At 62.3% G+C, this 25,124-nt stretch carries 23 protein-coding genes; 7 read left to right on the plus strand and 16 right to left on the minus strand.

The annotated features are described in order from the left end of the window. Positions 1-5 precede the first annotated feature (5 nt). The 13 genes from BUA69_RS08095 to BUA69_RS08155 all read right to left on the minus strand — a co-directional run bounded on the left by BUA69_RS08095 (position 6) and on the right by BUA69_RS08155 (position 12,016). Positions 6-302, minus strand: a complete 297-nt coding sequence (locus BUA69_RS08095) for a putative quinol monooxygenase (protein ID WP_046134969.1) — start codon at positions 300-302, stop codon at positions 6-8. A 56-nt stretch (positions 303-358) separates the two neighbouring features. Next, positions 359-847 (minus strand): membrane protein, encoded by a 489-nt coding sequence (locus tag BUA69_RS08100; protein WP_046134968.1) that lies wholly within the window; start codon positions 845-847, stop codon positions 359-361. A gap of 98 nt (positions 848-945) precedes the next feature. Further along, positions 946-2,655: an urease subunit alpha gene (gene ureC / locus BUA69_RS08105; RefSeq protein WP_046134967.1), complete on the minus strand. Its 1,710-nt coding sequence runs from the start codon at positions 2,653-2,655 to the stop codon at positions 946-948. A gap of 101 nt (positions 2,656-2,756) precedes the next feature. Further along, positions 2,757-3,152 (minus strand): hypothetical protein, encoded by a 396-nt coding sequence (locus BUA69_RS08110; RefSeq protein ID WP_046134966.1) that lies wholly within the window; start codon positions 3,150-3,152, stop codon positions 2,757-2,759. A gap of 61 nt (positions 3,153-3,213) precedes the next feature. After that, on the minus strand, positions 3,214-3,519 hold the full coding sequence (locus BUA69_RS08115; protein WP_046135054.1) for an urease subunit beta: 306 nt from the start codon (positions 3,517-3,519) through the stop codon (positions 3,214-3,216). A gap of 108 nt (positions 3,520-3,627) precedes the next feature. Beyond that, positions 3,628-3,930 (minus strand): urease subunit gamma, encoded by a 303-nt coding sequence (locus BUA69_RS08120; protein WP_046134965.1) that lies wholly within the window; start codon positions 3,928-3,930, stop codon positions 3,628-3,630. 9 nt (positions 3,931-3,939) lie between these two features. Beyond that, the gene (locus BUA69_RS08125; protein WP_046135053.1) at positions 3,940-4,734 is read right to left on the minus strand and encodes an urease accessory protein UreD; all 795 of its coding nucleotides are present in this window, start codon (positions 4,732-4,734) and stop codon (positions 3,940-3,942) included. A 34-nt stretch (positions 4,735-4,768) separates the two neighbouring features. Further along, positions 4,769-5,473 carry an urea ABC transporter ATP-binding subunit UrtE gene (gene urtE / locus BUA69_RS08130; protein WP_046134964.1) on the minus strand — a complete coding sequence of 235 codons (705 nt, stop codon included), beginning with the start codon at positions 5,471-5,473 and terminating at the stop codon, positions 4,769-4,771. 169 nt (positions 5,474-5,642) lie between these two features. Next, entirely contained in the window at positions 5,643-6,392 is a 750-nt protein-coding gene (gene urtD, locus BUA69_RS08135) for an urea ABC transporter ATP-binding protein UrtD (RefSeq protein WP_046134963.1), read from the minus strand. 3 nt (positions 6,393-6,395) lie between these two features. Next, positions 6,396-7,580, minus strand: a complete 1,185-nt coding sequence (urtC, locus tag BUA69_RS08140) for an urea ABC transporter permease subunit UrtC (RefSeq protein ID WP_046134962.1) — start codon at positions 7,578-7,580, stop codon at positions 6,396-6,398. Positions 7,581-7,758: 178 nt separating this feature from the next. Next, the gene (gene urtB, locus BUA69_RS08145; RefSeq protein WP_046135052.1) at positions 7,759-9,378 is read right to left on the minus strand and encodes an urea ABC transporter permease subunit UrtB; all 1,620 of its coding nucleotides are present in this window, start codon (positions 9,376-9,378) and stop codon (positions 7,759-7,761) included. Between the two features lie 194 nt (positions 9,379-9,572). Next, positions 9,573-10,832 (minus strand): urea ABC transporter substrate-binding protein, encoded by a 1,260-nt coding sequence (gene urtA, locus BUA69_RS08150; protein WP_143154479.1) that lies wholly within the window; start codon positions 10,830-10,832, stop codon positions 9,573-9,575. Positions 10,833-11,245: 413 nt separating this feature from the next. Further along, on the minus strand, positions 11,246-12,016 hold the full coding sequence (locus tag BUA69_RS08155; protein ID WP_046134960.1) for a YbaY family lipoprotein: 771 nt from the start codon (positions 12,014-12,016) through the stop codon (positions 11,246-11,248). A gap of 520 nt (positions 12,017-12,536) precedes the next feature. Between BUA69_RS08155 and BUA69_RS20740 the strand changes: the two genes are divergently transcribed. Together BUA69_RS20740 and BUA69_RS08170 are read left to right on the plus strand one after the other, a co-directional pair. Further along, the gene (locus tag BUA69_RS20740; RefSeq protein WP_143154467.1) at positions 12,537-13,310 is read left to right on the plus strand and encodes a hypothetical protein; all 774 of its coding nucleotides are present in this window, start codon (positions 12,537-12,539) and stop codon (positions 13,308-13,310) included. A gap of 139 nt (positions 13,311-13,449) precedes the next feature. Next, entirely contained in the window at positions 13,450-15,618 is a 2,169-nt protein-coding gene (locus BUA69_RS08170) for an FdhF/YdeP family oxidoreductase (protein WP_046134957.1), read from the plus strand. A gap of 222 nt (positions 15,619-15,840) precedes the next feature. On the opposite strand, the gene BUA69_RS08175 is transcribed toward BUA69_RS08170, so the two are convergent. Then, on the minus strand, positions 15,841-16,737 hold the full coding sequence (locus BUA69_RS08175) for a TolB family protein (RefSeq protein WP_046135051.1): 897 nt from the start codon (positions 16,735-16,737) through the stop codon (positions 15,841-15,843). 188 nt (positions 16,738-16,925) lie between these two features. On the opposite strand from BUA69_RS08175, the gene BUA69_RS08180 reads away from it, so the two are divergent. The 3 genes from BUA69_RS08180 (at position 16,926) to BUA69_RS08190 (ending at position 20,554) form a co-directional block, all read left to right on the plus strand. Beyond that, positions 16,926-17,693 carry a nucleotidyltransferase domain-containing protein gene (locus tag BUA69_RS08180; RefSeq protein WP_160300122.1) on the plus strand — a complete coding sequence of 256 codons (768 nt, stop codon included), beginning with the start codon at positions 16,926-16,928 and terminating at the stop codon, positions 17,691-17,693. A gap of 267 nt (positions 17,694-17,960) precedes the next feature. After that, a complete protein-coding gene (gene ettA / locus BUA69_RS08185) occupies positions 17,961-19,616 on the plus strand; it encodes an energy-dependent translational throttle protein EttA (RefSeq protein WP_046134955.1) in 1,656 nt (551 codons plus the stop codon). Positions 19,617-19,702: 86 nt separating this feature from the next. Then, complete coding sequence (locus BUA69_RS08190) at positions 19,703-20,554, plus strand: alpha/beta fold hydrolase (protein ID WP_143154468.1); 852 nt, start codon at positions 19,703-19,705, stop codon at positions 20,552-20,554. Positions 20,555-20,749: 195 nt separating this feature from the next. Here BUA69_RS08190 and BUA69_RS08195 read toward each other — a convergent pair whose 3' ends face one another. After that, positions 20,750-21,199, minus strand: coding sequence for a host attachment protein (locus BUA69_RS08195; protein ID WP_046134953.1), 450 nt, complete (start codon positions 21,197-21,199; stop codon positions 20,750-20,752). A gap of 197 nt (positions 21,200-21,396) precedes the next feature. Between BUA69_RS08195 and rarD the strand changes: the two genes are divergently transcribed. Beyond that, positions 21,397-22,350 carry an EamA family transporter RarD gene (gene rarD, locus BUA69_RS08200; protein ID WP_052950504.1) on the plus strand — a complete coding sequence of 318 codons (954 nt, stop codon included), beginning with the start codon at positions 21,397-21,399 and terminating at the stop codon, positions 22,348-22,350. 96 nt (positions 22,351-22,446) lie between these two features. Then, complete coding sequence (locus BUA69_RS08205) at positions 22,447-24,153, plus strand: amidohydrolase family protein (RefSeq protein ID WP_082093796.1); 1,707 nt, start codon at positions 22,447-22,449, stop codon at positions 24,151-24,153. On the opposite strand, the gene BUA69_RS08210 is transcribed toward BUA69_RS08205, so the two are convergent. Continuing rightward, positions 24,150-25,049 carry a hydrogen peroxide-inducible genes activator gene (locus BUA69_RS08210; RefSeq protein WP_143154469.1) on the minus strand — a complete coding sequence of 300 codons (900 nt, stop codon included), beginning with the start codon at positions 25,047-25,049 and terminating at the stop codon, positions 24,150-24,152. The genes BUA69_RS08205 and BUA69_RS08210 overlap by 4 nt on opposite strands. Positions 25,050-25,124: the final 75 nt, after the last annotated feature.

Raw genomic sequence — 25,124 nt, forward strand, 5'->3', positions numbered from 1 at the left:
TTCGATCAGAGGACTTCTACGCGCTCGGGGTGAATGATTTCGACCTTGGCACCGAGGACAAGCGGCTTGTTGGTTTCGCACAGGGCCAGCATGTGGGGCGATTCCAGATGTGTGTTGAACGCTTCGCGGCTTTCCCATTGCGAGGTGAACACCAGCCGATAGGGATCGGTGACGCTGGCGTGCAGGTCATAGAGAATGCAGCCGGGCTCGCGCCGCGTGGTTTCGATGGCCGGATAGGCTGCCTCGACAAAGGGTTCAAGTGTGCCCGGGTGGATGCGGACGGTGGAGACGACATAGATCACAGGTGGTTCCTCATCGTTGAAACGCTACCCCATAAGTGCCGCCGCCGCCAAACAGTTTAGACTGCGACAGCCAATGCTGCCGAGCCGGCCATGCTGACGATCCAGATGGCGCCGAACACCGCGATGGCGTCTTCGAGCAGGGCAATCGGCAGATCCTTGCCGCCAATAGCGGCAACAAGGCGGGAGCGGAACTCGGCGCCGCCCAGTGTGCCGATGACCGCGCCGACGGCGCCGGCAATAAGGCCGCCGATCAGCGCCCCGACCGATGCCCCCAGCACCGCACCGCAGAAAGCTCCGCTGACGATGCGGGCGCCGAACTGCATCGGTACCTTGCGGCTGGGCGTATTGGGCAATTGGTCGGTGATCAGCTCCACCAGCGCCAGCGCGGTGAAGATCCAGGGCGTGATGGCCGCGCCCATAAAGGCGAAGATGGTGCCGCTGAGATTGATCCAGCCGAGGCTGGCGGCCCAGGCCACGGCCGCCGGTGCGGTCATGGCACGCAGGCCGGCAATGACCCCGATAAGCAATGCGAATACATAGATCATGGTGAAAGCCCCAACCTGATTGCAACGCGATAGATGTGGGGCAATATTAGCTTGAACTCAGTGCGCTGTATTGCTGAAAACACTGGGTTTGCCGGGCATTAGAACAGGAAATATCGCTGCGCCATCGGCAGCACGGTGGCGGGTTCGCAGGTCAACAATTCACCATCGGCATGGACCTCATAGGTCTCCGGATTGACGTCGATCACCGGCGTTGCCGCATTGTGGATCATCGCCGCCTTGCCGATGCCGCTGCGGGTATTGCTGACCGCCAGCATCTGCTTGTCGACGCCCAGCTTGTTACGCAGGCCATCGTCATAGGCGGCCTGGGACACAAAGGTCACCGAGGAATTGGTGCGCAGCTTGCCGAAGGCGGCGAACATCGGGCGGTAATGCATGGGCTGGGGTGTCGGGATCGAGGCATTGGGATCGCCCATCGGGGCCGCAGCGATGGAGCCGCCGAGCAGCACCATTTCCGGTTTCACCCCAAAAAAGGCGGGGCTCCACATGACGAGGTCAGCGCGCTTGCCGACTTCGACGGAGCCGATATGGGCGCTCATGCCGTGGGCGATGGCCGGATTGATGGTGTATTTGGCGATGTAGCGCTTCACGCGCGCGTTGTCGTTGTCGCCGGTTTCCGCAGGCAGGCGCCCGCGCTGCTTTCTCATCTTGTCGGCGGTCTGCCAGGTGCGGATCAGCACCTCGCCGACGCGGCCCATGGCCTGGCTGTCCGACGAGATGATCGAGAGCGCGCCCATATCGTGCAGGATATCCTCGGCGGCGATGGTTTCCTTGCGGATGCGGCTTTCGGCGAAGGCTACGTCCTCGGGGATCGATGCGGACAGGTGGTGGCACACCATCAGCATGTCGAGATGCTCGGCGATGGTGTTGACCGTGTAGGGCCGCGTCGGATTGGTCGATGAGGGGATGACGTTGGGCAGGCCGGCGACCTTGAGAATGTCTGGGGCGTGACCGCCACCGGCGCCTTCGGTGTGGAAGGCGTGGATGGTGCGGCCCTTGAAGGCGGCGATGGTGTCCTCGACGAAGCCGCTTTCATTGAGCGTATCGGTGTGAATCATCACCTGCACGTCGAAGGCATCGGCGACGCTGAGGCAATTGTCGATGGTGGCGGGAGTGGTGCCCCAATCCTCATGCAGCTTGAGGCAGGAGGCGCCGGCGAGGATCATTTCCTCGAGCGGGGCCGGGCGCGAGGCATTGCCCTTGCCGGCCAGGGCCAGGTTCATCGGGAAGGCATCGAAGCTCTCGATCATGCGCTGGATATGCCAGGCGCCGGTGCAGGTGGTGGCCAGCGTGCCGTGAGCAGGCCCAGTGCCGCCGCCCAGCATGGTGGTAACGCCAGACATCAACGCCTCTTCGATCTGCTGGGGGCAGATAAAGTGGATATGGGCGTCCATCGCCCCGGCGGTGATGATGCGGCCCTCGCTGGCGATGATCTCGGTCGAGGGGCCGATGATGATGGTGACGCCGGGCTGGGTATCGGGATTGCCTGATTTGCCGATGGCGTGGATGCGCCCGTCCTTGAGGCCGATATCGGCCTTGTAGATGCCGGAGTGATCGATGATCAGCGCATTGGTGATGACGGTATCGACGGCGCCTTCGGCGCGGGTCCTTTGGCTCTGGCCCATGCCGTCGCGGATGACCTTGCCACCGCCGAACTTGACCTCCTCGCCATAGATGGTGAAGTCCTTCTCCACCTCGATGATCAGCTCGGTATCGGCCAGTCGAACGCGGTCACCCGTGGTGGGACCATACATATCGGCATAGGTGGCGCGCGAGATACGAGCAGGCATGGGCGGCTCCGACTGGTGCTAGGGTGGCGATCCGGCGGGATGCATGGCATCCCGCAAGTCAGTTCGTGTCCGGTCCCTGCGCTGCCAGCGTCGCGCTGGCTTCAGTTGACCGCAGGCTGGGGCTGGTCGCGATAGACGGCGATAGCAGTGTCGATCAGATGGTCCAGAAATCCGTCGAGGGTCTTCATGTCCGGATCAAAATGCTGGGTGCGGGCAACCAGCGAAACGGCGAGCGCCTGCACGGCATAGGCGTGTTTCACCCGGCCTTCGGCCAGGTGCTCATTGCCCTGGGTTTCGCAGGTCTTGAGCAACATGCGGTAGGTCTCGGCGCCCATGGCCGCCTTGGCGCCGGTCCAGGTGGTGCGCTTGAGATTGCCAGCGAGATCGGCGGCGAGGCTGCCGAGCAGGAACATCGCCTCCGGATCGTTGATGCCCTCTTCCTGCAGGTCCTTGAGCACCTGGTTGAAACGGTCCTTGAATTGAGATTGCGTGGTCATGCGGCCAGTTCCCGATAATGCAAATCGGGGCTCTTAAAGCATGTCACGACGCAAGGCGCCATCACAGCGGCCCCATGATCTGCTGGCGGAAGCCATAGATGATGCGTTCGCCACCAATCGGCACCAGCCGGACTTCGCGCGCCTGGCCGGGCTCAAACCGGACCGCGGTACCGGCGGCAATATCGAGCCGCATGCCGCGCGCCTGTTCGCGATCAAAGCGCAGACCGGCATTGGCTTCGTAGAAATGGTAGTGTGAGCCGACCTGGATTGGCCGGTCGCCGGTGTTGGCGACTTCGATGACCGTGACCTCAGCGCCAACATTGAGCTCGATGTCGCCGGCTCTGGGGAAGATTTGTCCGGGGATCATGGCGACCTCATTCAGCATTGATGGCGGTGCAACCCGCCGGATTGAGCACGCGCACCGTCAAGGGCTTGACGCAGCATTCGCAGGAGAGGCGCAGTTCGAGCATGGCGATTACCGGATCGGCTGGTGCACGGTCACCAGCTTGGTGCCGTCGGGGAACGTGGCTTCGACCTGCACGTCATGGATCATCTCGGCAATACCATCCATGACCTGGCCGCGGTTGATGACATGGGCGCCGGCTTCCATCAGTTCGGCCACCGGGCGGCCATCCCTGGCGCCTTCGACGACGAAATCGGTGATCAGCGCGATGGCTTCGGGGTGGTTGAGCTTGACGCCGCGCTCCAGCCGCTTGCGGGCGACGACGGCAGCCATGGAGATCAGCAGTTTGTCTTTTTCACGCGGGGTCAGGTTCATGGCGATTTCCTAGAGATGCCAGAGGCGCGGGAGATGCCCGGCGCCGGAGAGTTCGGCAAGTATTGGGACGATCATGCGGCGCAGTGCAAGCCCGCTATCGGCCAGTGCCCGCACCACCAGCCGTTCACCGATAACGCTGGCAGCAATGCGGCCATCGGCAGGAAGCAGGGCGCGCACACTATCCAGACGACGACCTGCGTCGGGATGGATATGCAGGATGGAGGCAAAGGCGCGGGCCCCGGCCAGCAGGGGCAGGCCGTCTCCTTCATCACCCGTGCCGGTCAGCAGCGTCGCCTCGGCATGGATCAGCCTGCCATTGCGGCGCACCCGCCAAATGTCGCGGAGATAGGCGTCGCGCGCATCTTCGCCCATGGCGTCGCGCCCGAGCAGTACGGCCTCGACGGCGGTGAGGGACGCGCCCTCGGCCAGGTCGATATCGATGCGCCGATCAAGTTTGCTGGCGGCAAACAGAATGGTCTCCTGCGGCAGCCAGTCGAGATGGCCGCCTGCACCGACGAAGAGTCGCGTTTCGACTTTGGCATTGGTACCAGTGGAGCGGTAGATCCGCTCGCAAGCCTGGGTCGTCAGCGCCATGGTGCCACCCGCGGCGATGCTGCCCTGCCATTGCAGGTGGTCACCGCCGGTCAGGCCGCCGGCGGTATTGATCAGCACGGCTTCCAGGGCATGGCTGTGGGTATTGGGCAGCCGGATCTTGGCGCAGCCTTCCTGATAAAGCGTGTCGATAACGCTGGTTTCGCCCCGCAGCTTGACCGCAATGCGGCCGACACCGCGCGCGCGTTGCATAATGGGATCGGCGATCGGCAAGTGCTGGTTCACATCATACCATCAGGTGGCGGCGGACGTCCGGCAGATCGAGATCGCTCGCTGGCCCGGCATGCTGGACCTCGCCGCGATCCATCACATAGATATCGTCGGCAATCTCGCGGCAAAAATCCAGGAATTGTTCGACCAGCAGGATGGTCATGCCCTTCTCGTCGCGCAGGAATTGCAGGGCCCGGCCAATGTCCTTGATGATCGAGGGCTGAATGCCCTCGGTGGGTTCGTCGAGCACCAGGACCTTGGGTCGGGTGACCAGCGCACGGCCGATGGCCAATTGCTGTTGCTGGCCACCCGAGAGGTCACCGCCGCGCCGGCCCAGCATGGACTTCAGCACGGGGAATAGCTCGAAGATGTAGGCGGGGATGTTCCTGTCGGCGCGCTTGAGCCCGGCATAACCAGTTTCGAGATTTTCCCGAACCGTGAGTAGCGGGAAGATCTCGCGTCCCTGCGGCACGTAGCCAAGCCCCATGCGCGCGCGCTTGTAGGGCGGCGATTTCCGCAGCACTTCGCCATTGAGGATGATCTCGCCGGCGCTGATCTGGTTGACGCCGGTAATGGCGCGCAGCGTCGATGACTTGCCGACGCCATTGCGGCCCAGCACCGCGGTAATGCGATTGGGCTTGCACTCCAGCGACACCGATTTCAGCGCCTGCGCGGCGCCGTAATGCAGGTCGATGGCGTTGACCAAGAGGGCGGTGGTCATGATGCTTCCTTCTGGCTGGCGCCGAGACATGCCAAGCCACCGGCCCGCACCTCCCCCTCGACGGGGGAGGTTGGGAGGGGGTGCGAGAGCCCCGATGTCCGGGCCAATCCACCCCCATTCTTGATCCTTCCCCGCAAGGGCGAGGGTGTCGACTGCAGCAAATGCGTACTCATCTCCCCAGATACCTCTCGATGACAACTGGATTGGCGCTGACCTGATCGAGGCTGCCTTCGGCCAAAACCGAGCCTTCGGCGAGGCAGGTGACGCGCGAGCCGAGGTCGCGGACGAAGCTCATGTCGTGTTCGACCACGACCACCGAGCGCGTCTTGGCGATCTCCTTCAGCAGCTTGGCGGTTTCGACAGTTTCGCTATCGGTCATCCCGGCGACGGGTTCGTCGACCAGCAGTAGCTTGGGGTCCTGCGCCAGCAGCATGCCGATTTCGAGCCATTGTTTCTGGCCGTGGCTGAGATCGGCGGCGAGGTGATCCTTGCGGCCGAGCAGGCGCACGGTGTCGAGGATTTCAGTGATGCGGGCAGTGTCGGTGTCGCTCGCCGTATAGAATAGCGTTGCGAAGATGCCGCGCGGCTTGCGCAGCGCCATTTCCAGATTGTCCCAGACGGTCTGGCTCTCGAACACCGTCGGCTTCTGGAACTTGCGACCAATGCCGAGATTGGCGATAGCGGCTTCGTCCAGTCGGGTCAGGTCGGTGCGGCCATCGAAGAACACTTCGCCATCATCGGGACGGGTCTTGCCGGTGATGATGTCCATCATCGTGGTCTTGCCGGCGCCATTGGGGCCGATAATGGCCAGCATTTCGGCGGGGTAGACGATGATCGACAGCTTGTTGAGGGCCTTGAAGCCATCAAAGGCCACCGAGACGCCGTCGAGATAGAGCATGGTGCCGGTTCGGTCGGTCATGGCCTACTCCGCGGGCTTGGGTTGGGGATCGGCCGATGATTCGACTTCGGCCGGGCTGGGGGCCGCGGGCGCGCTGCGGTCATGCTGCTCGCGCCGCGTGGTCAGGCTGCGATATTGGCCGATCAGGCCGACAATGCCCTTGGGCAGGAACAGCGTGGTCACCACGAACAGCGCGCCGAGGGCGAACAGCCAGAATTCGGGGAAGGCGCCGGTGAAGTAGGACTTGCCGACATTGACCAGGATGGCGCCGATGATCGGGCCGATAATGGTGCCGCGGCCACCTACGGCGGTCCATATCACCACTTCGATGGAATTGGACGGCTCGAACTCACCGGGATTGATGATGCCGACCTGGGGCACATAGAGCGCTCCGGCAATGCCCGCGATGACAGCCGAGACGACGAAGGCGAAGAGTTTTACATATTCAACGCGGTAGCCGAGGAAGCGGGTGCGGCTTTCGGCGTCGCGCACGGCGATCATCACCTTGCCGAGCTTGGAATTGACCACCATCGAGCAGACGAGAATGGCCAGCGCCAGTGCAATGGCCGAGGCGGCAAACAGGGCGGCACGGGTGGTATCGGCCGAGATCGGCGCGCCGAGGATTTCCTTGAAATCGGTCAGGCCATTATTGCCGCCAAAGCCCATGTCATTGCGGAAGAAGGCCAGCAGCAGCGCATAGGTCATCGCCTGGGTGATGATGGAGAGATAGACGCCGGTGACGCGGCTGCGAAAGGCGAGGAAGCCGAAGACGAAGGCGAGCAGCGCCGGCACCAGCATCACCATCAGCATGGCGAACCAGAAATTGTCGAAGCCGTACCAGTACCAGGGCAGTTCCTTCCAGTTCAGGAACACCATGAAGTCGGGCAGGATCGGATTGGCATAGACGCCGCGATTGCCGATCTGGCGCATCAGATACATGCCCATGGCATAGCCGCCGATGGCAAAGAACGCGCCGTGGCCAAGCGAGAGAATGCCGCAATAGCCCCACACCAGATCGAGCGCCAAGGCGAGCATGGCGAAGGTCAGGTATTTGCCGAACAGCGGCACGGCATAATTGGGCAGGCGCAGCGGATGGCCGTTGGGCAGCAGCAGGTTTGAGGCGGGCACCAGGACCGCTACGGCGATCAGGATGGCGACGAGCCAGATGGCTTTTTTGTCGAGCGCGCGGAACAGGGCCTGGGTCAGCATGGTTGCACCTCCGTACCCCGGGGAGCCCCGATCTGTTCCCTCCCCCTTGAGGGGAGGGCTAGGGTGGGGGTGCTGCGGCGGCCGCGAACATCGAAGGGGTGGTGAGCGCAGCACCCCCACCCTTGATCCCTCCCCTCAAGGGGGAGGGAGACGACTGCCAATTCAGTTGCCACGGAAATCATGCTTCCACCGACCTTCCCTTGAGTGCGAAGAGGCCGCGCGGCCGGCGCTGGATGAAGAGGATGATCAGCACCAGGATGAGGATCTTGCCGAGCACGGCGCCGACATAGGGCTCGAGGAACTTGTTGGCGATGCCCAGCGTCAGGGCGCCGACAAAGGTGCCCCAGAGATTGCCGACGCCACCAAAGACCACGACCATGAAGCTGTCGATGATGTAGCCCTGGCCCAGATTGGGCGAGACGTTGTCGATCTGGCTGAGGGCCACGCCGGCGAGGCCCGCAACGCCGGAACCGAGGCCGAAGGTCATCGCGTCAACAAAGGGGGTGCGGATGCCCATGGCCGAGGCCATGCGGCGGTTCTGGGTGACGGCGCGCATCTGCAGGCCCAGGGCGGTGCGCTTGAGCACCAGCAGCAGGGTGACGAACACCACCAGCGCGAAGATGACGATCCACAGCCGGCTCCAGGTGATGGAGAGGCCGCCGAGATCGAAGGAGCCGCTCATCCAGCTGGGATTGCCGACCAGGCGATTGGTGGGGCCGAAGATGGAGCGCACCGATTGCTGCAGGATCAGCGAAATGCCCCAGGTGGCGAGGAGGGTTTCCAGCGCCCGGCCATAGAGCCAGCGGATGATGCCGCGCTCGATGGCGATGCCGATCAGCGCGGTGATCAGGAAGGCCAGCGGCAGGGCGATGGCCAGGGAATAGTCGAACAGCTCGGGTGAGTAGCGCCGGATGGTCTCCTGCACCACGAAGGTGGTGTAGGCGCCGAGCATGACCATTTCGCCGTGGGCCATGTTGATGACGCCCATGACGCCGAAGGTGATGGCCAGGCCGATTGCGGCGAGCAGTAGGACCGAGCCCAGCGAAATGCCGTACCAGACATTTTGCGCCGCATCCCAGACGGCGCGGTCGCGTGCCAGCCCGTCAATGCTGGCCTGGATAGCGGGCTTGAGTTCATCGGGGGCATTGGCGAGGGCGGCGGTGAGCAGGGTCAGGGCATCGCGGCCGCCAATGGCTGAAACGAGGGGCAGGGCGGCGGTCTTGTCTTCCAGCGTCGCGTCGGTCTTGAGAGTGAGGACGGCGCGGGCGGTTTGCATGACCTGCAGGATCGCCGGATCAGCTTCGGCCGATATGCCGCTATCGAGCAGTTCGAGATTGGCGGGATCGGCATCGCGCAGGATCGACTGGGCGGCGGAGCGGCGGGTGGCGGGATCGTCGCTGAGCAGGGTCAATTGCCCGATGGCGGTGCGGATGACGCGGCGCAGTCCGTTGTTCACCTTGACCTTTTCGAGGTCGGCCTTGGGCACTTCGCCCAGTTCGGCGGCGGTGACGGGGTCGATCCGTCCCAGCGTGGCGCCGGATCCGGTGATGAACACTACCTTGGCATCGGTTTTGCCGACATAGAGGTCGCCGTCGGCCAGGGTTTGCAGCAGCGGCACGACCCGGAGATCCTCGGTGGCGACGAGGGCGGCAATGGCGGTTTCGCGGTCTTTGAAGCTGCCGGGGGCAAGGGCGTCGACGAGAGGGGACAGGGTGGTGTCCGCGGTCTGCGCATGGGCCGGAACCAGCAGCGCCCCGAGCAGTACAACCAGCGTTGCCAACAATCTAGAGAAGGTCATGGCGGCCCCAATCAAAGCAGAAACTCCGTGTCATTCCGGCGCAGGCCGGAATCCATGTCCGTGGCAACGGCAACATCCAGCGTGTGGATGGTTCACCGCATGGATTCCGGCCTGCGCCGGAATGACCCGGTGGGTTTTGGAAGAGAGTGAACGAAGGCAGCGAACCGCCTTCGGCCGGTTTGCGGAGGAGGAAGCTATTGAGCGGCGACGGCGGTGCTGCCGCCGCAGGATTTGGTTTCGGTGTTGTAATTGCCGCAGGAAATTGGGGCGGTCCAATCGGCCTCGATCACCTTGGACTCGGGCAGGAAGTCGGACCAGGCATCGCCGGGGACGAGGTCGCTCTCGGAGACGACTTCGAACTGGCCATCGGCCTGGATTTCACCGATCAGCACCGGCTTGGTGATGTGGTGGTTGGGCAGCATGGTAGCGATGCCACCGGTCAGGTTGGGGGTTTCGAGCCCAATGATGGCGTCGAGCACGGCGTCGGTATCGGTCGTCCCGGCCTTTTCGACAGCCTGTACCCAGAGATTGAAGCCGATGACATGGGCTTCCATCGGGTCATTGGTGACCTTGTCCGGGTTGTTCATGAAGGCTTGCCAGGCGGCGATGAAGGCAGCGTTTTCCGGGGTATCGACGGACTGGAAGTAGTTCCAGGCGGCAAGGTGCCCAACCAGCGGGGTGGTGTCGAAGCCGGCGAGTTCTTCTTCACCGACGGAGAAGGCGACGACCGGGATATCCTCGGCCTTGATGCCCTGATTGGCGAGTTCCTTGTAGAACGGCACGTTGGCGTCGCCATTGATGGTGGAGACCACGGCGGTCTTCTTGCCGGCCGAGCCGAAATTCTTGATGTCGGTAACGATGGTCTGCCAATCGGAATGACCGAAGGGCGTGTAGTTGATCATGATGTCTTCGGCGGCGACGCCCTTGTCCTTGAGGTATTGCTCGAGGATCTTGTTGGTGGTCTGCGGATAGACATAGTCGGTGCCGGCCAGGACCCAGCGCTCGACGCCTTCGTTTTCCATCAGGTAATCGACGGCGGGAATGGCCTGCTGGTTGGGGGCGGCGCCGGTGTAGAAGACGTTGCGCTGGCTTTCTTCACCCTCGTATTGCACGGGGTAGAACAGGATCGAGTTCAGTTCCTCGAACACCGGCAGCACGGCCTTGCGCGAGGACGAGGTCCAGCCGCCGAACACGGCGACGACATCGTTGACCTCGATCAGTTCACGGGCCTTTTCAGCAAACAGCGGCCAGTCGGAGGCGGGATCGACGACAGCGGCTTCAAGCTGCTTGCCCAGAAGACCGCCCTTCTTGTTCTGCTCGTCGATCAGAAAGAGCATGGTGTCTTTCAGTGTCGTCTCGGAAATCGCCATCGTGCCCGACAGCGAGTGCAGGACACCGACCTTGATGGTCTCGTCCTGGGCGAATGCTGGAACAGCAATCGCTCCGATAGTCATCGCGACGCCTAGTCCCAGTCCCGCAAGTGTGCGGTTTACCAGTGTCATATTGTCCTCCGACAGTTGTGTGTTTGCACCGTCGGATGAATTGCAAAGCCCGTGCCACGCCCCGATGAGGCGGGCTATGACTTTGATTCAATTGAAACTGGGGAAGCCGGTGGGGTTCGGCATCAGTACGCGCGTCGCCTCGACTCACCGTTGGGTGATGTATAAACAGGCAGGGGCGGGAGGTTTTGATTACTGATTAGGCAGTTTCTGGAAATGCCGTAGAATTGTGCGGCTGGGGCTAGGCGTGACCGCGGGCCACCAATGGGCTGGCCTCGTCCTACCGAAGTTTTGCTTCGGCAGAGGTTGTTTGCACCGACCACCTCGGCCCCGCACCTGAAACATGGTGCGGGGCTTTTGATCTGGGCTTAGCTGGCTGGAGTCAGGCGGGCGACGACCTTGCCATCGGCTTCAAGATTCAGGTCGCCATCGACGATCTGGTAGCCGGTGGCGGCTTCGAGCGCGGCGAAGAATGCCTGTTCCTGGGCCATTGCTGGCTCTTCGCAGGCCATCATGGTCGAGAACACATTGCTGATATCGAACTTGTCCGCCAGGCTGAGATTGCCGCCGAAGCGGTTGCAGCCGCCGCCGCCACCAATGCTCAGATCCTTGCTGATGGTCAGGGAGCTATCAACACCTTCGGCTGTGGGCTTGCCGTCGAGTTCGACCAGCGTCCAGTCGCCGAACAAGGCGGCGTCGGCTTCTGGAACGGCTGGCTCTGCGGCCGGCGGCGTTGCGGCGACGCTGACCAGCGCCAATTGTTCGGGGATGGCTGCTGCCAGCGGATCGATGGTGTGGCGGGTATCGGTGATCAACAGGAGCTCGCCGTCGTTTTCGATTCGCGCCTGCAGGGCATAGGTGGCCCTGTCGGAAATGGCGCTGGCGTCGAAATCGAGCGTGAAAGGGATCGGCACTTGACCGGCCGGAGATACAAGCGTGGAGGCGATCACCTTGGAGGGGGCGTCGGCGAGCGAGACGTCAACGAGCTGGACCTGCAATTCGGCAGTCGGCGGCAGGGCAATGCGCTCGCGGTAGCTGGCTTCACCACTGATTGAAATGCCGTCGGCATAGGAGGGAAGCGTTAACATGGCGGTAGCAAGGGCAAGGGCTGCGAGTGTCGATTTCGGCTGAAACTGCATGGCTGGGAATCCTGTTTCCTTGACGCGATTGGGAGTGAATGCATGCGCAGGTGATTGCGGCGATTTTGTCGCCTTTTGCTTGGGGCGTCGAGGCATTTTCGCCGCACCGGCGTGGCGGTAGGCGCCTGAAATCATGGCTGTCGCGTGCGGCCACGAACCTGTCCGTCCGCTCAGTTGGCTCGGAACCGATCGCCATCCCGGTCGTTGTTTGGATATGCGACGGTACAGACCTAGCCGTCGGTCAGCCAAATACGCGGCCACGCCGTGCATGGTTCGGGCGAGCGCTGTAAGGGCTGACGCTCCCTTATGGCATCCCCGATGGGACGCGAGGTTTCGGCCTCGCGTCTTCTTTTTTGCCCAATAAAATCAATATTTTAAAGTATTGATTTAAATAACGAAGAAGAGGTTGTCGCTTTGATTGCTATAGGGTTGCTTGGTTTCGTATAGTCCGAAACCAAATTTTGCTTCTGATCGTATCTCCTTAGCTGACTTATCTATTCAGTAATATAGGAGAAACGTCATGAAACGTGCTTTTGTAGCTGTTTTTGCCGGCTTCCTTCTTGCCGGTAGTGCAATGCCATCCTCTGCGGATAGCCTGCTTGGTATCATCGGGGACTCCGATAGCGGTGCCCTGGTGACGATTGGATCGGGGTCTGCTGGCGACAGTGGACTAGTCAATGTCGGTCTGGGCGGGGGCTCCGGCAACATTGTCGACGCGAATATCGGGGCGGGCAGTGAGCCGCTGGCTTCGGCCAATATTGGTACCGGGCCGGCTAGCAATGGTGGCGGCCTCGTTGACGTCGGGGTCGGTGTTGGCGGAGGCTCTGGCCTTGTCGATGTCGATGTCGCGATTGGCGGTGGTGGTGGCGGTCAATCAGGCCAGCCGGGCCAGCCGGGTCAACCCGGACAACCCGGTCAGCCTGGCCAGCCTGGACAGCCGGGCGTCAGGGGCGTGACCGGTGGCAGTGGCTCCGGCTTTACCCTGCCGGGCAATTCGTCGTCGCGCCTGAGCTATCTCGCCAAGCTGCTGGAAAACCGGGCCTGGTTGCGCTTTGCCAAAGGCAATTCGGTCTGTCTGCCCGCCAGCGGGGTGGCCAATGTGGCTAATGTGGTGTCGCAGCGCGATTACGGTCGCGTCAATGCATTGCTGGCCGGCTATTCCAGCGATATCGGCAATCTGCGCAGCCTGTTGGCGCGTTGCGGTAGTCGTCAGGCAATCAATCGCTCCGATATCGAGCGCGCGATCGCCGTCGATCTGCGCCGCGATGGCACGGTGATCCTCTACGTGCTGTAGCGCTAGCAGGATGGACTTTACGGGGCCCGGGCAGCGTCCGGGCCTTTTTGTTGACCGGGCGGCATTCCGGCTTGCCTCGCGCGGCGCGGGCACGGACAATGGCAGGGTAATAGCCCCGGTTGAGGTGGGTGGAGTGCCGATGTTGGAACACAAGCAGATCGTTGGCGGCGGGCCCAAAAAGGTCCTCTACACGCTGGAGACCATCCGCAGGATGGGTGTGGTGAAAGCAGCCAAGGCGCTTACCTCCAAGAATGCCTGCAAGGCCTGTGCCTATGGCATGGGCGGACAGCGCGGCGGCATGACCAATGAACTCGATGAGTTTCCCTCGGTCTGCAACAAATCGGTACAGGCGCAATCGAGCGATGTCCAAGCGGCGATTCCGCTGGAGATTTTCGAGCATGAATTGGCCGATCTGCAGGAGCTGACCGGCCGCGAGATGGAAAAGCTCGGCCGGCTGGGCACGCCACTGTTCAAGGCCGCCGGGGCGCAGCGCTTTGCCCCGGTGGACTGGGATTTTGCCATTGCGCATGCGGCCGAACGCTTGCGCGATACGGCGCCACATCGGAGTTTCTTCTACTCTTCGGGCCGCAGCTCCAACGAAGCGGGCTTTATCTTCCAGTTGCTGGCGCGCGCTTTCGGCACCAACAATGTCAATAACTGCTCGTATTACTGCCATCAGGCGACCAGCGAAGGGCTGGGCACCACGATTGGCAAGGGCACGGCCAGCGTCGAGCTGGAAGACCTGACCGGGGCCGACCTGATCTTTGTCATCGGCGCCAATCCCTCGTCCAATCACCCGCGCTTCATTCACATGCTCAAAAACTGCCGTGAGCGGGGCGGGGAGGTCATCGTCATCAACCCGGCCAAGGAGCCGGGGCTGGTCAAGTTCGCGGTGCCGAAATCGCCTGGCTCCATGCTCAAGGGCGGCAGCGACATCGCCACGGACTATGTGCAGCCGCGCATCGGCGGCGACATTGCGCTGCTCAAGGGCATTGCCAAGGCCGTGCTGGAGATGGGGCGCGAGGATCGGGCCTTCATCGCCAATCACGCCAGCGGCTTCGAGGCCTTCGCGGCGGATCTCGATGCACTGGGCTGGGACGAGATTTCAGCCGAATGCGGCGTTGGGCGGGACGAAATCACCCATATTGCCGAGCGCTATGGGCAGGCGGAGCATGTGGTGTTCGCCTGGGGGATGGGCATGACCCATCACATCCATGGCGTCGCCAATGTCGAGGCTATCGCCAATCTGGCGATGCTGCGCGGCATGGTGGGCAAGCGCTTTGCCGGTCTGTTGCCTTTGCGCGGGCATTCCAATGTGCAGGGCATCGGCACGATCGGGGTCAAGCCGGTCCTGGCCAAGGATGTGCTGGAGAAGATGGAGGCCGCCTTCGGGATGAAATTCCCCGAGGAAAAGGGCTTTGACACCATGGCATGCCTCAAGGCGGCCGAAGCGGGGGCGATTGACAGCGCCGTGATCATGGGCGGCAATCTGTGGGGCGCCACCCCGGATACGGCCTTTGCCAGCCGGGCGATGGGAGCCATCGGCTTCAAGCTGTTCCTGACCACGACGCTGAATATGGGCCATGTGCATGGTTTGGGCGATGGCGAAGTGCTGATCCTGCCGGTGACGGCGCGCGACGAGGAATGGCAGCCGACGACGCAGGAATCGATGTTCAACTATGTCCGCCTCAGCGATGGCGGCATTCTCCGGCTGGAGGGGGTGCGGCCGGAGAGCCATATCCTGTGCGATCTCGGTAGCCGGATATTGCCGGATTCGCCGATTGATTTCAGGGCCTTCAGCCAGCATTCCAAGGTGCGCGGGGCGATTGCCGCCATCGTGCCGGGGCTGGAGCAGTTGGCCGATATCGATGTGGCGAAGCAGGAATTCCACATCAAGCACCGCGTCATGCATACACCTGAATTCGGTACGCCAGACGGCAAGGCGCATTTCGTGGTGGTGCCGCTGCCGGCAATGCAGCGGGAGCGCTTGAACCTTGCGACGGTGCGCAGCGAAGGCCAGTTCAACACCATCATCTATGAAGATACCGACAGCTATCGCGGTCATGCCGGGCGCCATGCGGTGTTCCTCAATCGCGACGACATGGTGGCGTTTGGGGTGAGTGAGGGCCAATCGGTGACGCTGGCGTCCGATACCGGTCGGATGCGCGCGGTGGCGACGCCGTTCGATCTGCCGCGGGGGAGTGCCATGGCCTATTATCCCGAGGCCAACGTGCTGGTCGGCACGGCAGTCGATCCACGCAGCAAGACGCCGGCGTTCAAGTCGGTGCCGGTCTGGATCGAGGCTTAGGCGGCTGCGCTCCGACCATCCGCACGTGTGGGGCGTCTGCACCATCCACCTCCACCGCGCCCCACTCCACGGAGTCATTCCCGCGCAGGCGGGAATCCATTCTTTGGTGGTAAGGGCAGGAATTACGAATGGATTCCCGCCTGCGCGGGAATGACCCGGTGGGTGTCGCAAGGGACTGGGCAGCACACAGACCGAATGCCTGAGTGGGCCGTGCGGTGAGGTCTACCCCTTCGGGTAACTGACATAAGCCAGCTGCTGGCTGTCGGGTGCCCAGGAATTCACATTGATACTGCCCTGGCCCCCGAAGAAGCTGACCAGTGTGCGCTGGTTGGAGCCATCGGGGTTCATCAGGCGCAGCAGCACGTCCTTGTCGGCGGGGTGGCCCATCGTGCCCTGCGGATAGCTGAGGAACACCACCTGCCTGCCATCGGGCGACAGATGCGGGAACCAGTTGACCAGGCTGTCAAAGGTCAGCTGTTCGAGATTGGTGCCATCGTCGGCAGCCATACGGAAGATCTGGGCGTGGCCGGGGCGGCTGGCGGCCAGCTCGGAGTTGAAATAGATCCAGCGGCCATCGGGCGAATATTCCGGGCCGTCATTGGGCACCGATACGTCCGTCAGCCGCGTATCCGGACCGCCATTGGTGGGGATGGTGAAGACATTGACCCGGCGCTCATGGCCGCTGCCTTCGATGGCGACATAGGACAGCGTCGCACCATCGGGCGAAATGCCGTGCAGGTAATAATGATGCGGAATGGCGTGGGTATTGGAGATACGGCGCGGCGTCCCGCCTGCAAATGGCACGGCATAGAGATGGCCATCGTCGGAACTGACATAAATGGCGTTCCCATCGGGCGAGAGCACATGGTCATTGTTGAGATCGGCCAATGATCCGGTATCGATCCGCTGCGGCTCGCCGCTGCCATCGGCCGCGATGCGGTAGATCAGCCCACCGGCATTGAACACCAGAAAGCCGCCATCCGGCGACCAGTTCGGCGCCTCGATGACGTCATGCGCGGTGAGGACCAAGCGGGCGTTGCCCGCAAGGTCGATAATGGTCAATTCGGCGCGCTGGCCGGCGGCGAGCAAACGGCCGCGGCGGGGAAAGGTGAAGCTCAAGATGGACACCTGGGGCGGGAAGACTCTGGCAGCCTAGCGCAGGAATTGGCGCGCCGCCAGCGGGCAGGAGTCGCCACGCCGCAGGCAGACAGGGGCTGTTCGTCGGCGTCGGGTGCATGCCAAATAATTCCATGAAAACGCTGGACGAATTGATTCGAGATCTTGGAGCGGTCGCGGGTGAATTGGCTGTGGGGCCATGCGCAATCGCGCTGGGTGGTTCGCATGCCAAGGGCGTCGCCGATGCGCAGTCCGATATCGACATTTACGTGTTTGCCGAGAGCTGGCTGCCCGATGCCGAGCGCGTTGCGCTGTTGCTGCAGCTACTGCCCAATGCGGCCGCCGCCCGCAGCTGGTCGGCCCCGCCCGAACAGGCTGGTACCGATTTTGCGCTTGATGGACAGGAGATCGAAATCTGGTTTCGACAGCTCGCGCCGATTGCCGGGATAGTCGCACGCAGCGTGGCTGGCGAGGCGGTGCGCCGCTACGTGACCTGGACCCCGAACGGCTATTACGAGCACTGCGCGCTGGCCGACCTGACTTCGCTCCGGGTGCTCGCCGATCCCCGTGCGGTGCTGACGCCACTGCTGGAGCGCATTGCTTTCTATCCTCCGGCGCTGCGGACGACACTGATGCGGCATGGGCTGGTCAGCGCCGGTTTCTGGCGCAACAATTTCCACCTCGAAACCGCGCTCGCCCGCGCGGATAACTACTACCTGCGGTCGATCGCCCAGCAGATTGTAACTGACCTGATCCAGGCATTGTTTGCGATCAATCGGGCGCATTTCCCCGGCGACAAGAAGCTGAGCACGCATGTTGGCAAGCTGGCCGATGTGCCGGAGAATTTCATGGCGCGGGTTGAGGCGGTGCTGGGCGGGGAGGGTACTTCGGCGGCATGGCGGGCGCGGTTCGCCGAGCTGTATCGGCTGGTGGATGAAGTCGCGGCTCTGTCAGCGTAGTCCCGGTCGACACTCTCCCCCTTGCGGGGAGGGATCAAGGGTGGGGGAGGGCTGGCTCGGATATGGTGGTTCCATCACCCCTCCCGGCCTCCCCATCAAGGGGGAGGTGAAGGCTGGTGGTGGCCCACATTCGTGCCTAAATCGGTTCACCGCAGTTTCTGGTGACAGGTGCGGCTGATCGACCTGCTGCATTGCCTAGACGGTAGGCTTGGCCTACATGAGGGGCCAATCTCCAATTCATTTGTCTTCTGAAGAGGTTTCAGGCCTATGGCCCGCCAGTTCATCTACCACATGCACGGAATGTCCAAGGCCTATGCCGGCGGCAAGAAGGTTCTGGATAATATCCATCTGTCCTTCTACCCCGATGCCAAGATCGGCGTGCTCGGGCCGAACGGCTCGGGTAAGTCCACGCTGCTCAAGATCATGGCCGGCATCGACACCGAATTCCAGGGCGAAGCCTGGGCCGACAAGGGTGCCCGCGTTGGCTACCTGTCGCAGGAACCAGAGCTGGATCCGGCGCTGAACGTGCTCGGCAACGTCATGACCGGCGTCAAGGAGAAGAAGGCCGTCATCGATCGCTACAACGAGCTGATGATGAACTATTCCGATGAGACCGCCGACGAAGCCAGCAAGTTGCAGGACCAGATCGACGCGGAAAACCTTTGGGATCTGGAATCCCAGGTTGAAGTGGCGATGGAAGCCCTTGGCTGCCCTCCGGGCGATGCCGATGTGACCAAGCTGTCGGGTGGTGAACGCCGCCGCGTGGCGCTCTGCGCGCTGCTGCTCAGCAAGCCAGACCTGCTGCTGCTCGACGAACCCACCAACCATCTCGATGCTGAAACCACCGCGTGGCTGGAACGCCATTTGCGTGAGTTCCAGGGCGCCGTGCTGATCATCACCCACGATCGCTACTTCCTCGACAACGTGACCGGCTGGATTCTCGAGCTGGATCGTGGCCGCGGCGTTGCTTATGAAGGCAATTACTCGGCCTATCTCGGTGCCAAGGCCAAGCGCTTTGCCCAGGAAAAGAGCGAAGACGCAGCGCGCGCCAAGGTTCTCGAGCGCGAAAAGGAATGGATGGGCCAGAGCCCGCAGGCGCGCCAGACCAAGTCCAAGGCCCGTCTCAAGGCCTATGACGAACTGGTCAAGATCAACGAGGCCCGCACCATGTCGGGCACCGCGCAGATCATCATTCCGGCTGGCGAACGGCTGGGCAACAACGTTATCGACGTGGAAGGGCTGTCCAAGTCCTTTGGCGATCGCCTGCTGATCGACAATCTCAGCTTCAAGCTGCCGCCAGGTGGCATTGTGGGCATTATCGGGCCGAACGGCGCCGGCAAGACCACGCTGTTCAAGATGCTGACCGGGCAGGAACAGCCCGACGCCGGTACTGTCACCGTGGCCGAGAGCGTCAAGCTTGGCTATGTCGACCAAAGCCGCGATAGCCTGAACCCGAACAAGACCGTCTGGGAAGAAATCTCGGAAGGCGACGAAGTGCTGATGCTGGGCAAGCGCGAAGTGAACTCGCGCGCCTATACGTCCTCGTTCAACTTCAAGGGTGGCGACCAGCAGCAGAAGGTCGGCAACCTCTCGGGTGGCCAGCGTAACCGCGTCCATCTCGCCAAGATGCTCAAGAGCGGCAGCAACGTGCTGCTCCTTGACGAACCGACCAACGACCTCGACACCGAAACCCTCGCCGCGCTGGAAGAGGCGCTCGAGGAGTTCGCCGGCTGCGCAGTGATCATCAGCCACGATCGTATGTTCCTCGATCGCCTGGCGACCCATATGCTGGCCTTTGAAGGCGATAGCCATGTGGAATGGTTCGAAGGCAACTTCGCCGACTATGAGGCCGACAAGATCCGGCGCCTGGGCGCCGATGCGGTCAATCCGAAGCGGGCAACCTACAAGCCGTTGACGCGCTAAACGAACGGGGCGGGCCAGTGGCCCGCCCTTGCCATTTCAGGACATAGGCGTTCGGGACCGCGACGCGGCCGATACGGAGACGTTACGTGTTGAACAAGACATTCTCGCTCGGCATCGGCCGGGCGAAACTGGCCGGTATCGAAGCGGGCGAAGGCCTGCCGGTGGTGTTCCTGCATGCCGGCGTTGCCGACAAGCGCATGTGGGCCAGCCAGATCGAGGCCGTCGCCGAAGAGGGTTGGCAGGCCATCGCCTATGACCGGCGCGGCTATGGGCAGACCACCAGCCCCGATGAGGTCTTCAACCATCTCGACGACCTGGAAGCGCTGCTGGACGCGCGCGACATCCATGCAGCGGTACTGGTTGGCTGCTCGATGGGCGGTGGGCTGGCGATTGATTTCGCGCTGAAGAATCCGGGCCGGGTGATCGGCCTGGTGCTGGTCGGCACCTCGGTGACAGGCGGTCCCTATGAGCTGCTCGATAGCGAGCAGGCGGTGGTGATGGCCGAGGAGGATGCCGAGGATCGTGGTGATCGCGACATGCTCAACAAGGTGCAGGCGCATGCCTGGCTGGATGGTCCGCGCGGTCCCAGCGGCCGCGTTGCCGGTGCAGCACGCGAACTGTTTCTGGACATGAATTCCATTGCCCTCAACCAGCCGGAACTGACACTGGAAGAGGCCCGTCCCGACGCATGGCAGCGGGTGGGCGAGGTTGGTTCACCGACCCTGCTGATCGTCGGCGATCAGGATTTCAACTATCTGATCCAGCGCCATGAGCACCTCTCCGAAGAGATGCCCAATGCCTTCGCCGTGGTGCTGGAAGGGGTGGCGCACATCCCCAGCATCGAGCGTCCGGACCTTGTAAACCCGCTGCTGCTCGAATTCCTCGATGCAGTGGTTGGTGGCGACAGCGATGATGAGGATAACGAGGATTTAGACTGACCAGTCAAGGGCTTGCCCTAGGCAGTCACTGCGGTTCTGATGACGTTCGTGTACTGAATCAAGCGACTGCCGCGCTGATTCAAAAGCTTGCGCATCTGAATCCGCAATGCGCTGCAAGTCATTGAAAATGAGTCGATTTCGTCGCTTGAAGTGATGGTAATGGGGCGAGCTTGAGGCTCGCCCCATTCCTGTCCGTCAGACGGCGATGATGCCGTCGAGGTGGCGGCTCAATTGCGCCGTCGGCAGGTTGGTCAGGTCCTTGTCCAGTTCGGCCAGCACGGTCTTCTTGACCCCGGCGGACATCGAGCGGCGGATGTCGCCGAGTGCGTCGGGCGCGGCGGCGATGATCAGGCGATCAAAGGCGCCCTTCTGCTGCTGGACATCGAGCATGGCGGCGACCGATTTGGCAAACGCTGCCTCCCGGTACTCGACCGGATCCGTCTTGGGCTCCATGGCGCTGCGGCCGGGACCAACAGAGGAATGACCGCGGCCCGGGCGATCACTGACGATTTCGCGAGCCTGCAGCGCATCGATGGCGAAATCTAGCCCATCCACCTGCTTGAGGCCTTTGCCGGGACCGGTGTTTTCCAGCACGCGGGCCTGGGTGCCGTCGGCGATCAATACCCAAGTGACGGTCTTCTTCATGACGATGCTCCTGTTGGTCGTGGTCGAACGAACTGGGCCGGCGCCTGAGCGCGGCCTTAAAGCCAAACGCCTGTTAAGGTGAAAGGTTGGCCGAACTCATCACGAATGCAAGAGGGCATGATCACAAACTCTGATTGGTCGGCTCGGGAGCACGCTGATATCAAGGGGCAGGCGCCCGTTGGGGCGCGGAGCATCCGATGTCCCTGCCAGAGTCCGCGCCTGAGGCTATAGCGCCCCCAACCATTGTGGCCCCGTCCGTCACCGATGCCAGCACTATACGCAGTGGCGTGATTGCGGCGGTGACGTCCTACGCGCTCTGGGGGTTGCTGCCTCTGTTGTTCCATCTGCTCAACCATGTCGGCTCGGTGCTGGTGGTGGCGGAACGCACCATCTGGTCGCTGGTGTTCCTGGCCATCATGATGGTGTTCATGCGCAAGTTCGGTGAGGTGCGGGCCTTGCTGTCGGATGGACGAAAGGTGCGGGTGATGGCGGTGTCGGCAGGTTTGCTGGCGGGCAATTGGCTGCTCTACATCTGGGCCATCGAAACCGGACAATTGCTGGAAGCCAGTTTCGGCTATTTCATCAATCCGCTGGTCAATATCGTCATGGGCATGGTGCTGTTGCGCGAGCGCCAGAATTTTCTGCAGACGGTGTCGATCGGCATCGCGGCGGTGGCCATTGCCATGCAGGCGATTGGCCTGGGGAATGTGCCGTTCATTGCGCTGGGCCTGGCGCTGAGTTTTGGATTCTATGGCTTTTTCCGCAAGACGGCGATGTTGGGGCCAGCGACCGGTCTGTTTGCGGAAACGCTGATGATCTCGCCACTGGCGCTGGGCTATATCGGGTTCAGCCTTGCCACCACTGGTTGGGGCGTGCACGCCGATCCCGGCACCATGGCGCTGCTGGTCCTGACCGGGCCGGCGACGGCGGTGCCGTTGCTGCTGTTTGCCTATGGCGTGCAGCGGCTGCGGCTGACTACTATCGGCATGTTCCAGTACATCTCGCCTTCGCTGCAATTCCTGGTGGCGATTTTTGCGCTCGGCGAAGAGCTCAATGGAGAGCGGCTCTTCAGTTTCAGCCTCATCTGGCTGTCGCTGATGGTGTTTACCTATGACAGCTTCCGCCGTCGTGGGCAGTTGGCAGCGGCATAACGACTTCGCGCAATAACGGAAGGGCCGAATACCACTTGCCCGCCAACGCGGCCGCGATCAAGATGACCGAAATGGCTGCCATGGTGGGGTCTTCCGATGAAGAGACGCGACGCCTTGGGACTGATGTCGGCGACAGCTGCCGTTTCGCTGCTGCCTGTACCTGTGCTGGGCCAGCATGTCCGGGTAATCGGTATCGACGCACATACGCATATATTCAACATAACGGATATTCCCTGGGCGAGCTTCCTTTGGCGCGTGAGGGGGAGGTTTTTCGAGGAGACACGGCATTTCGCCGTTCATCCCGAGAGGCAGCAAGACCTCGCCAATGGAATGCTGGCGGTGCTCACGTCGATTTTCGAACGTATGCAGCCGCCGGTTGCAGAGTCCGAGCTGAATCTGGATGGGCAGCCATTGGCAGAGCGGTTTCAGCGCGAACGCACGGACAGTCGATTCAGGGAGGCGCTGGCCGCGACTTTGGAGCTGCTCTATCGCGATGCGGGTGAGTTTCAGGCCAGGTATTTTCCGCCGTTCTCTGGCGGGCTGGGCGAGACTGTCGGTCAGGCCCTGGGCGATATCGAGATCGACAGGGCCGCTGCCACAGATGCGATCAAGGCAGCCATCAACCGTGAAATCGACAATGCGATGGCGGCACAGGAGGATATGCCAGCGCAAGAGGACGCCCCCTGGTATGAATGGGCCAGTGGCCTATGGGCCAGTGACGGCCCCGTAGGCCGTGCGCTTGAGTTCGGCCGCAGGATGTCAGGTGAGCGCGCGGACAATCTGGAGATGCTCTTCGGACAGTACACGGATGGGCAGACACCTGCGCTGGTTGCCGCGGCGTTGGTCGATTTTTCAGGCTGGCTGAACGAGCAGCCGCGGTCGCCCATTGCCGATCAAGTCCGGCTTATGGATAGCCTGCAGGCGTCGACACCGGCCGGTCAGGTGATGCAGATGATCGTGCCGTTCAATCCGTGGCGGCAGCTTGCGGTCGAGCGAAACCAGTGGAGCGCGCCCGATCCGCTTTCTCTCGTTCGCGAGGCTGTGACAGATCGCGGCGCTATCGGGGTGAAGCTCTACCCACCCATGGGCTTCCTGCCGATGGGCAATGCGCGTGCCGGCCTTGAATATCCCGAGCGCGCCGGCCATCAGTTTGGTGACGATTTTCCGGCGCTGCTCGATGAATCGTTGATGCGGCTCTATGAACTGTGCGTCGAACTTGATGTGCCGATCCTGACCCATACCAGTCACGGCAATGCTGCAGGCGCCGATTTTGGCAGGCGGGCGCATCCCGTCGGTTGGCTGCCCGTGCTCGCTGGTTTTCCCACGCTCCGGGTCAGCATGGCGCATTTTGGTGCATTCACATCCGAAACCGCACCGGCCGATACCTGGGAGGCGGCCATTGCCGCTATCGCACGTATCGATCAGCAGCAGGTGTTTGTCGATCTGTCCTATCTGACGCGGATCATGCCCCTGCATGCGGACGGCGCCAACCGAGGTATCGCGATCGCCGGGCTGAGGGCCATATTACAGCACGATGACAGCTTTGCTGATCGCATCGTGTTTGGCAGCGACTGGCACATGTTGTCCCAGGAGCCCGAAAACGAGCGCTATCCCACGCTCATCGAGGGCTATCTGAGGGACGTCGGGCTCGACGCGGGCCGTATTGGCCAGGTCTTCGCGCGCAACGCCCTGCGCCTGTTCGGGCTGGTTCCTGGCAGCCAGGCCTATGACCGCCTGCAGCGCTATTATGGGGACAGGGGGCTGGCGCATTTCAATACAATCGAGGCGCTGAACCGGCTCTAGCGGGTCGGAATTTTGCTTGGTCGGATCAACTCGGCGATTGCCGCGAAGGTTTTGCCGAATGGGGTCGCCTCGCGCCAGACCAATGACAGGCGCCGTCCTGCACCTGGGGTGGCAAGAGAATGGATGGCGATGCGGGGGTCATTGGCCTCCTTGCGCAGGGCGATCTGCGGCAGGAGGGTCACGCCCTGACCATTGGCGACGAATTCCACAATGGTCGAGAGGGAGGTCGCGGCAAAGGTGCGGCCGGCCGGGTCGGCATCCAGCCGGCAGGCGGCGATGGTCTGGTCGCGGAAGCAGTGGCCCTCATCGAGCAACAGGATGCGCTCGGGGGCCACCGTGGCAAGGCTCACCGGAGCGGCAACGGCTTCGCTCCGGCAGGTTGCGAGGACAAAAGGATCATCGAACAATTCTGCGCTGACCAGACGCGGCCCATTGGACGGCGCCTCCGTGCCGATCAGGGCGATATCGAGGCTGCCGTCGATCAGGCCGGCGATCAGCGCGTCGGTACGGTTTTCGCTGATGGTAAATTTCAGCTCAGGCATCGCCTTGGCCAGCGCCGGGAAAATCTCGGGTAGCAGATATGGTGCCACGGTCGGGATGAGCCCGAAGCGTAGCGGCCGATCTGGCTTGCCGTCGCGATCCAGCGCGAAGACGTTGACGGCGTCGGCGCTCTTGATCGCCTCCCGAGCGAGGGTGATGAACTCGACACCGAATGGGGTGAGGCGGACGCCGGATTTGAGCCGGTCGAACAGCGGCGTGCCGCAGAGGTTCTCCAGCGTCAGGATTTGCTGGGAGAGGGCGGGCTGGGAAACGGCGCAGGCCTCTGCGGCCCGGCCGAAATGGCCGGTACGAGCGACGGCGACGGCATAGCGCATCTGCTTGAGCGATATTGGCACGATAACTTTTTCCTATCGAAAGGGGAATAATTATCGATTGGCCTAATGGTTGTCACCTGCCTATAACGTACCCAA

Source organism: Devosia limi DSM 17137 (assembly GCF_900128975.1).
Lineage (GTDB): Bacteria > Pseudomonadota > Alphaproteobacteria > Rhizobiales > Devosiaceae > Devosia > Devosia limi.

Bases quoted from the DNA above. Each gene is read 5' to 3' on its own strand.
- BUA69_RS08100 (WP_046134968.1), bottom strand. From the start codon at position 847: ATGATCTATGTATTCGCATTGCTTATCGGGGTCATTGCCGGCCTGCGT.
- ureC (WP_046134967.1), bottom strand. From the start codon at position 2,655: ATGCCTGCTCGTATCTCGCGCGCCACCTATGCCGATATGTATGGTCCC.
- BUA69_RS08110 (WP_046134966.1), bottom strand. From the start codon at position 3,152: ATGACCACGCAATCTCAATTCAAGGACCGTTTCAACCAGGTGCTCAAG.
- BUA69_RS08115 (WP_046135054.1), bottom strand. From the start codon at position 3,519: ATGATCCCCGGACAAATCTTCCCCAGAGCCGGCGACATCGAGCTCAAT.
- BUA69_RS08120 (WP_046134965.1), bottom strand. From the start codon at position 3,930: ATGAACCTGACCCCGCGTGAAAAAGACAAACTGCTGATCTCCATGGCT.
- BUA69_RS08125 (WP_046135053.1), bottom strand. From the start codon at position 4,734: ATGCAACGCGCGCGCGGTGTCGGCCGCATTGCGGTCAAGCTGCGGGGC.
- urtE (WP_046134964.1), bottom strand. From the start codon at position 5,473: ATGACCACCGCCCTCTTGGTCAACGCCATCGACCTGCATTACGGCGCC.
- urtD (WP_046134963.1), bottom strand. From the start codon at position 6,392: ATGACCGACCGAACCGGCACCATGCTCTATCTCGACGGCGTCTCGGTG.
- urtC (WP_046134962.1), bottom strand. From the start codon at position 7,580: ATGCTGACCCAGGCCCTGTTCCGCGCGCTCGACAAAAAAGCCATCTGG.
- urtB (WP_046135052.1), bottom strand. From the start codon at position 9,378: ATGACCTTCTCTAGATTGTTGGCAACGCTGGTTGTACTGCTCGGGGCG.
- urtA (WP_143154479.1), bottom strand. From the start codon at position 10,832: ATGACTATCGGAGCGATTGCTGTTCCAGCATTCGCCCAGGACGAGACC.
- BUA69_RS08155 (WP_046134960.1), bottom strand. From the start codon at position 12,016: ATGCAGTTTCAGCCGAAATCGACACTCGCAGCCCTTGCCCTTGCTACC.
- BUA69_RS20740 (WP_143154467.1), top strand. From the start codon at position 12,537: ATGAAACGTGCTTTTGTAGCTGTTTTTGCCGGCTTCCTTCTTGCCGGT.
- BUA69_RS08170 (WP_046134957.1), top strand. From the start codon at position 13,450: ATGTTGGAACACAAGCAGATCGTTGGCGGCGGGCCCAAAAAGGTCCTC.
- ettA (WP_046134955.1), top strand. From the start codon at position 17,961: ATGGCCCGCCAGTTCATCTACCACATGCACGGAATGTCCAAGGCCTAT.
- BUA69_RS08195 (WP_046134953.1), bottom strand. From the start codon at position 21,199: ATGAAGAAGACCGTCACTTGGGTATTGATCGCCGACGGCACCCAGGCC.
- rarD (WP_052950504.1), top strand. From the start codon at position 21,397: ATGTCCCTGCCAGAGTCCGCGCCTGAGGCTATAGCGCCCCCAACCATT.
- BUA69_RS08205 (WP_082093796.1), top strand. From the start codon at position 22,447: ATGAAGAGACGCGACGCCTTGGGACTGATGTCGGCGACAGCTGCCGTT.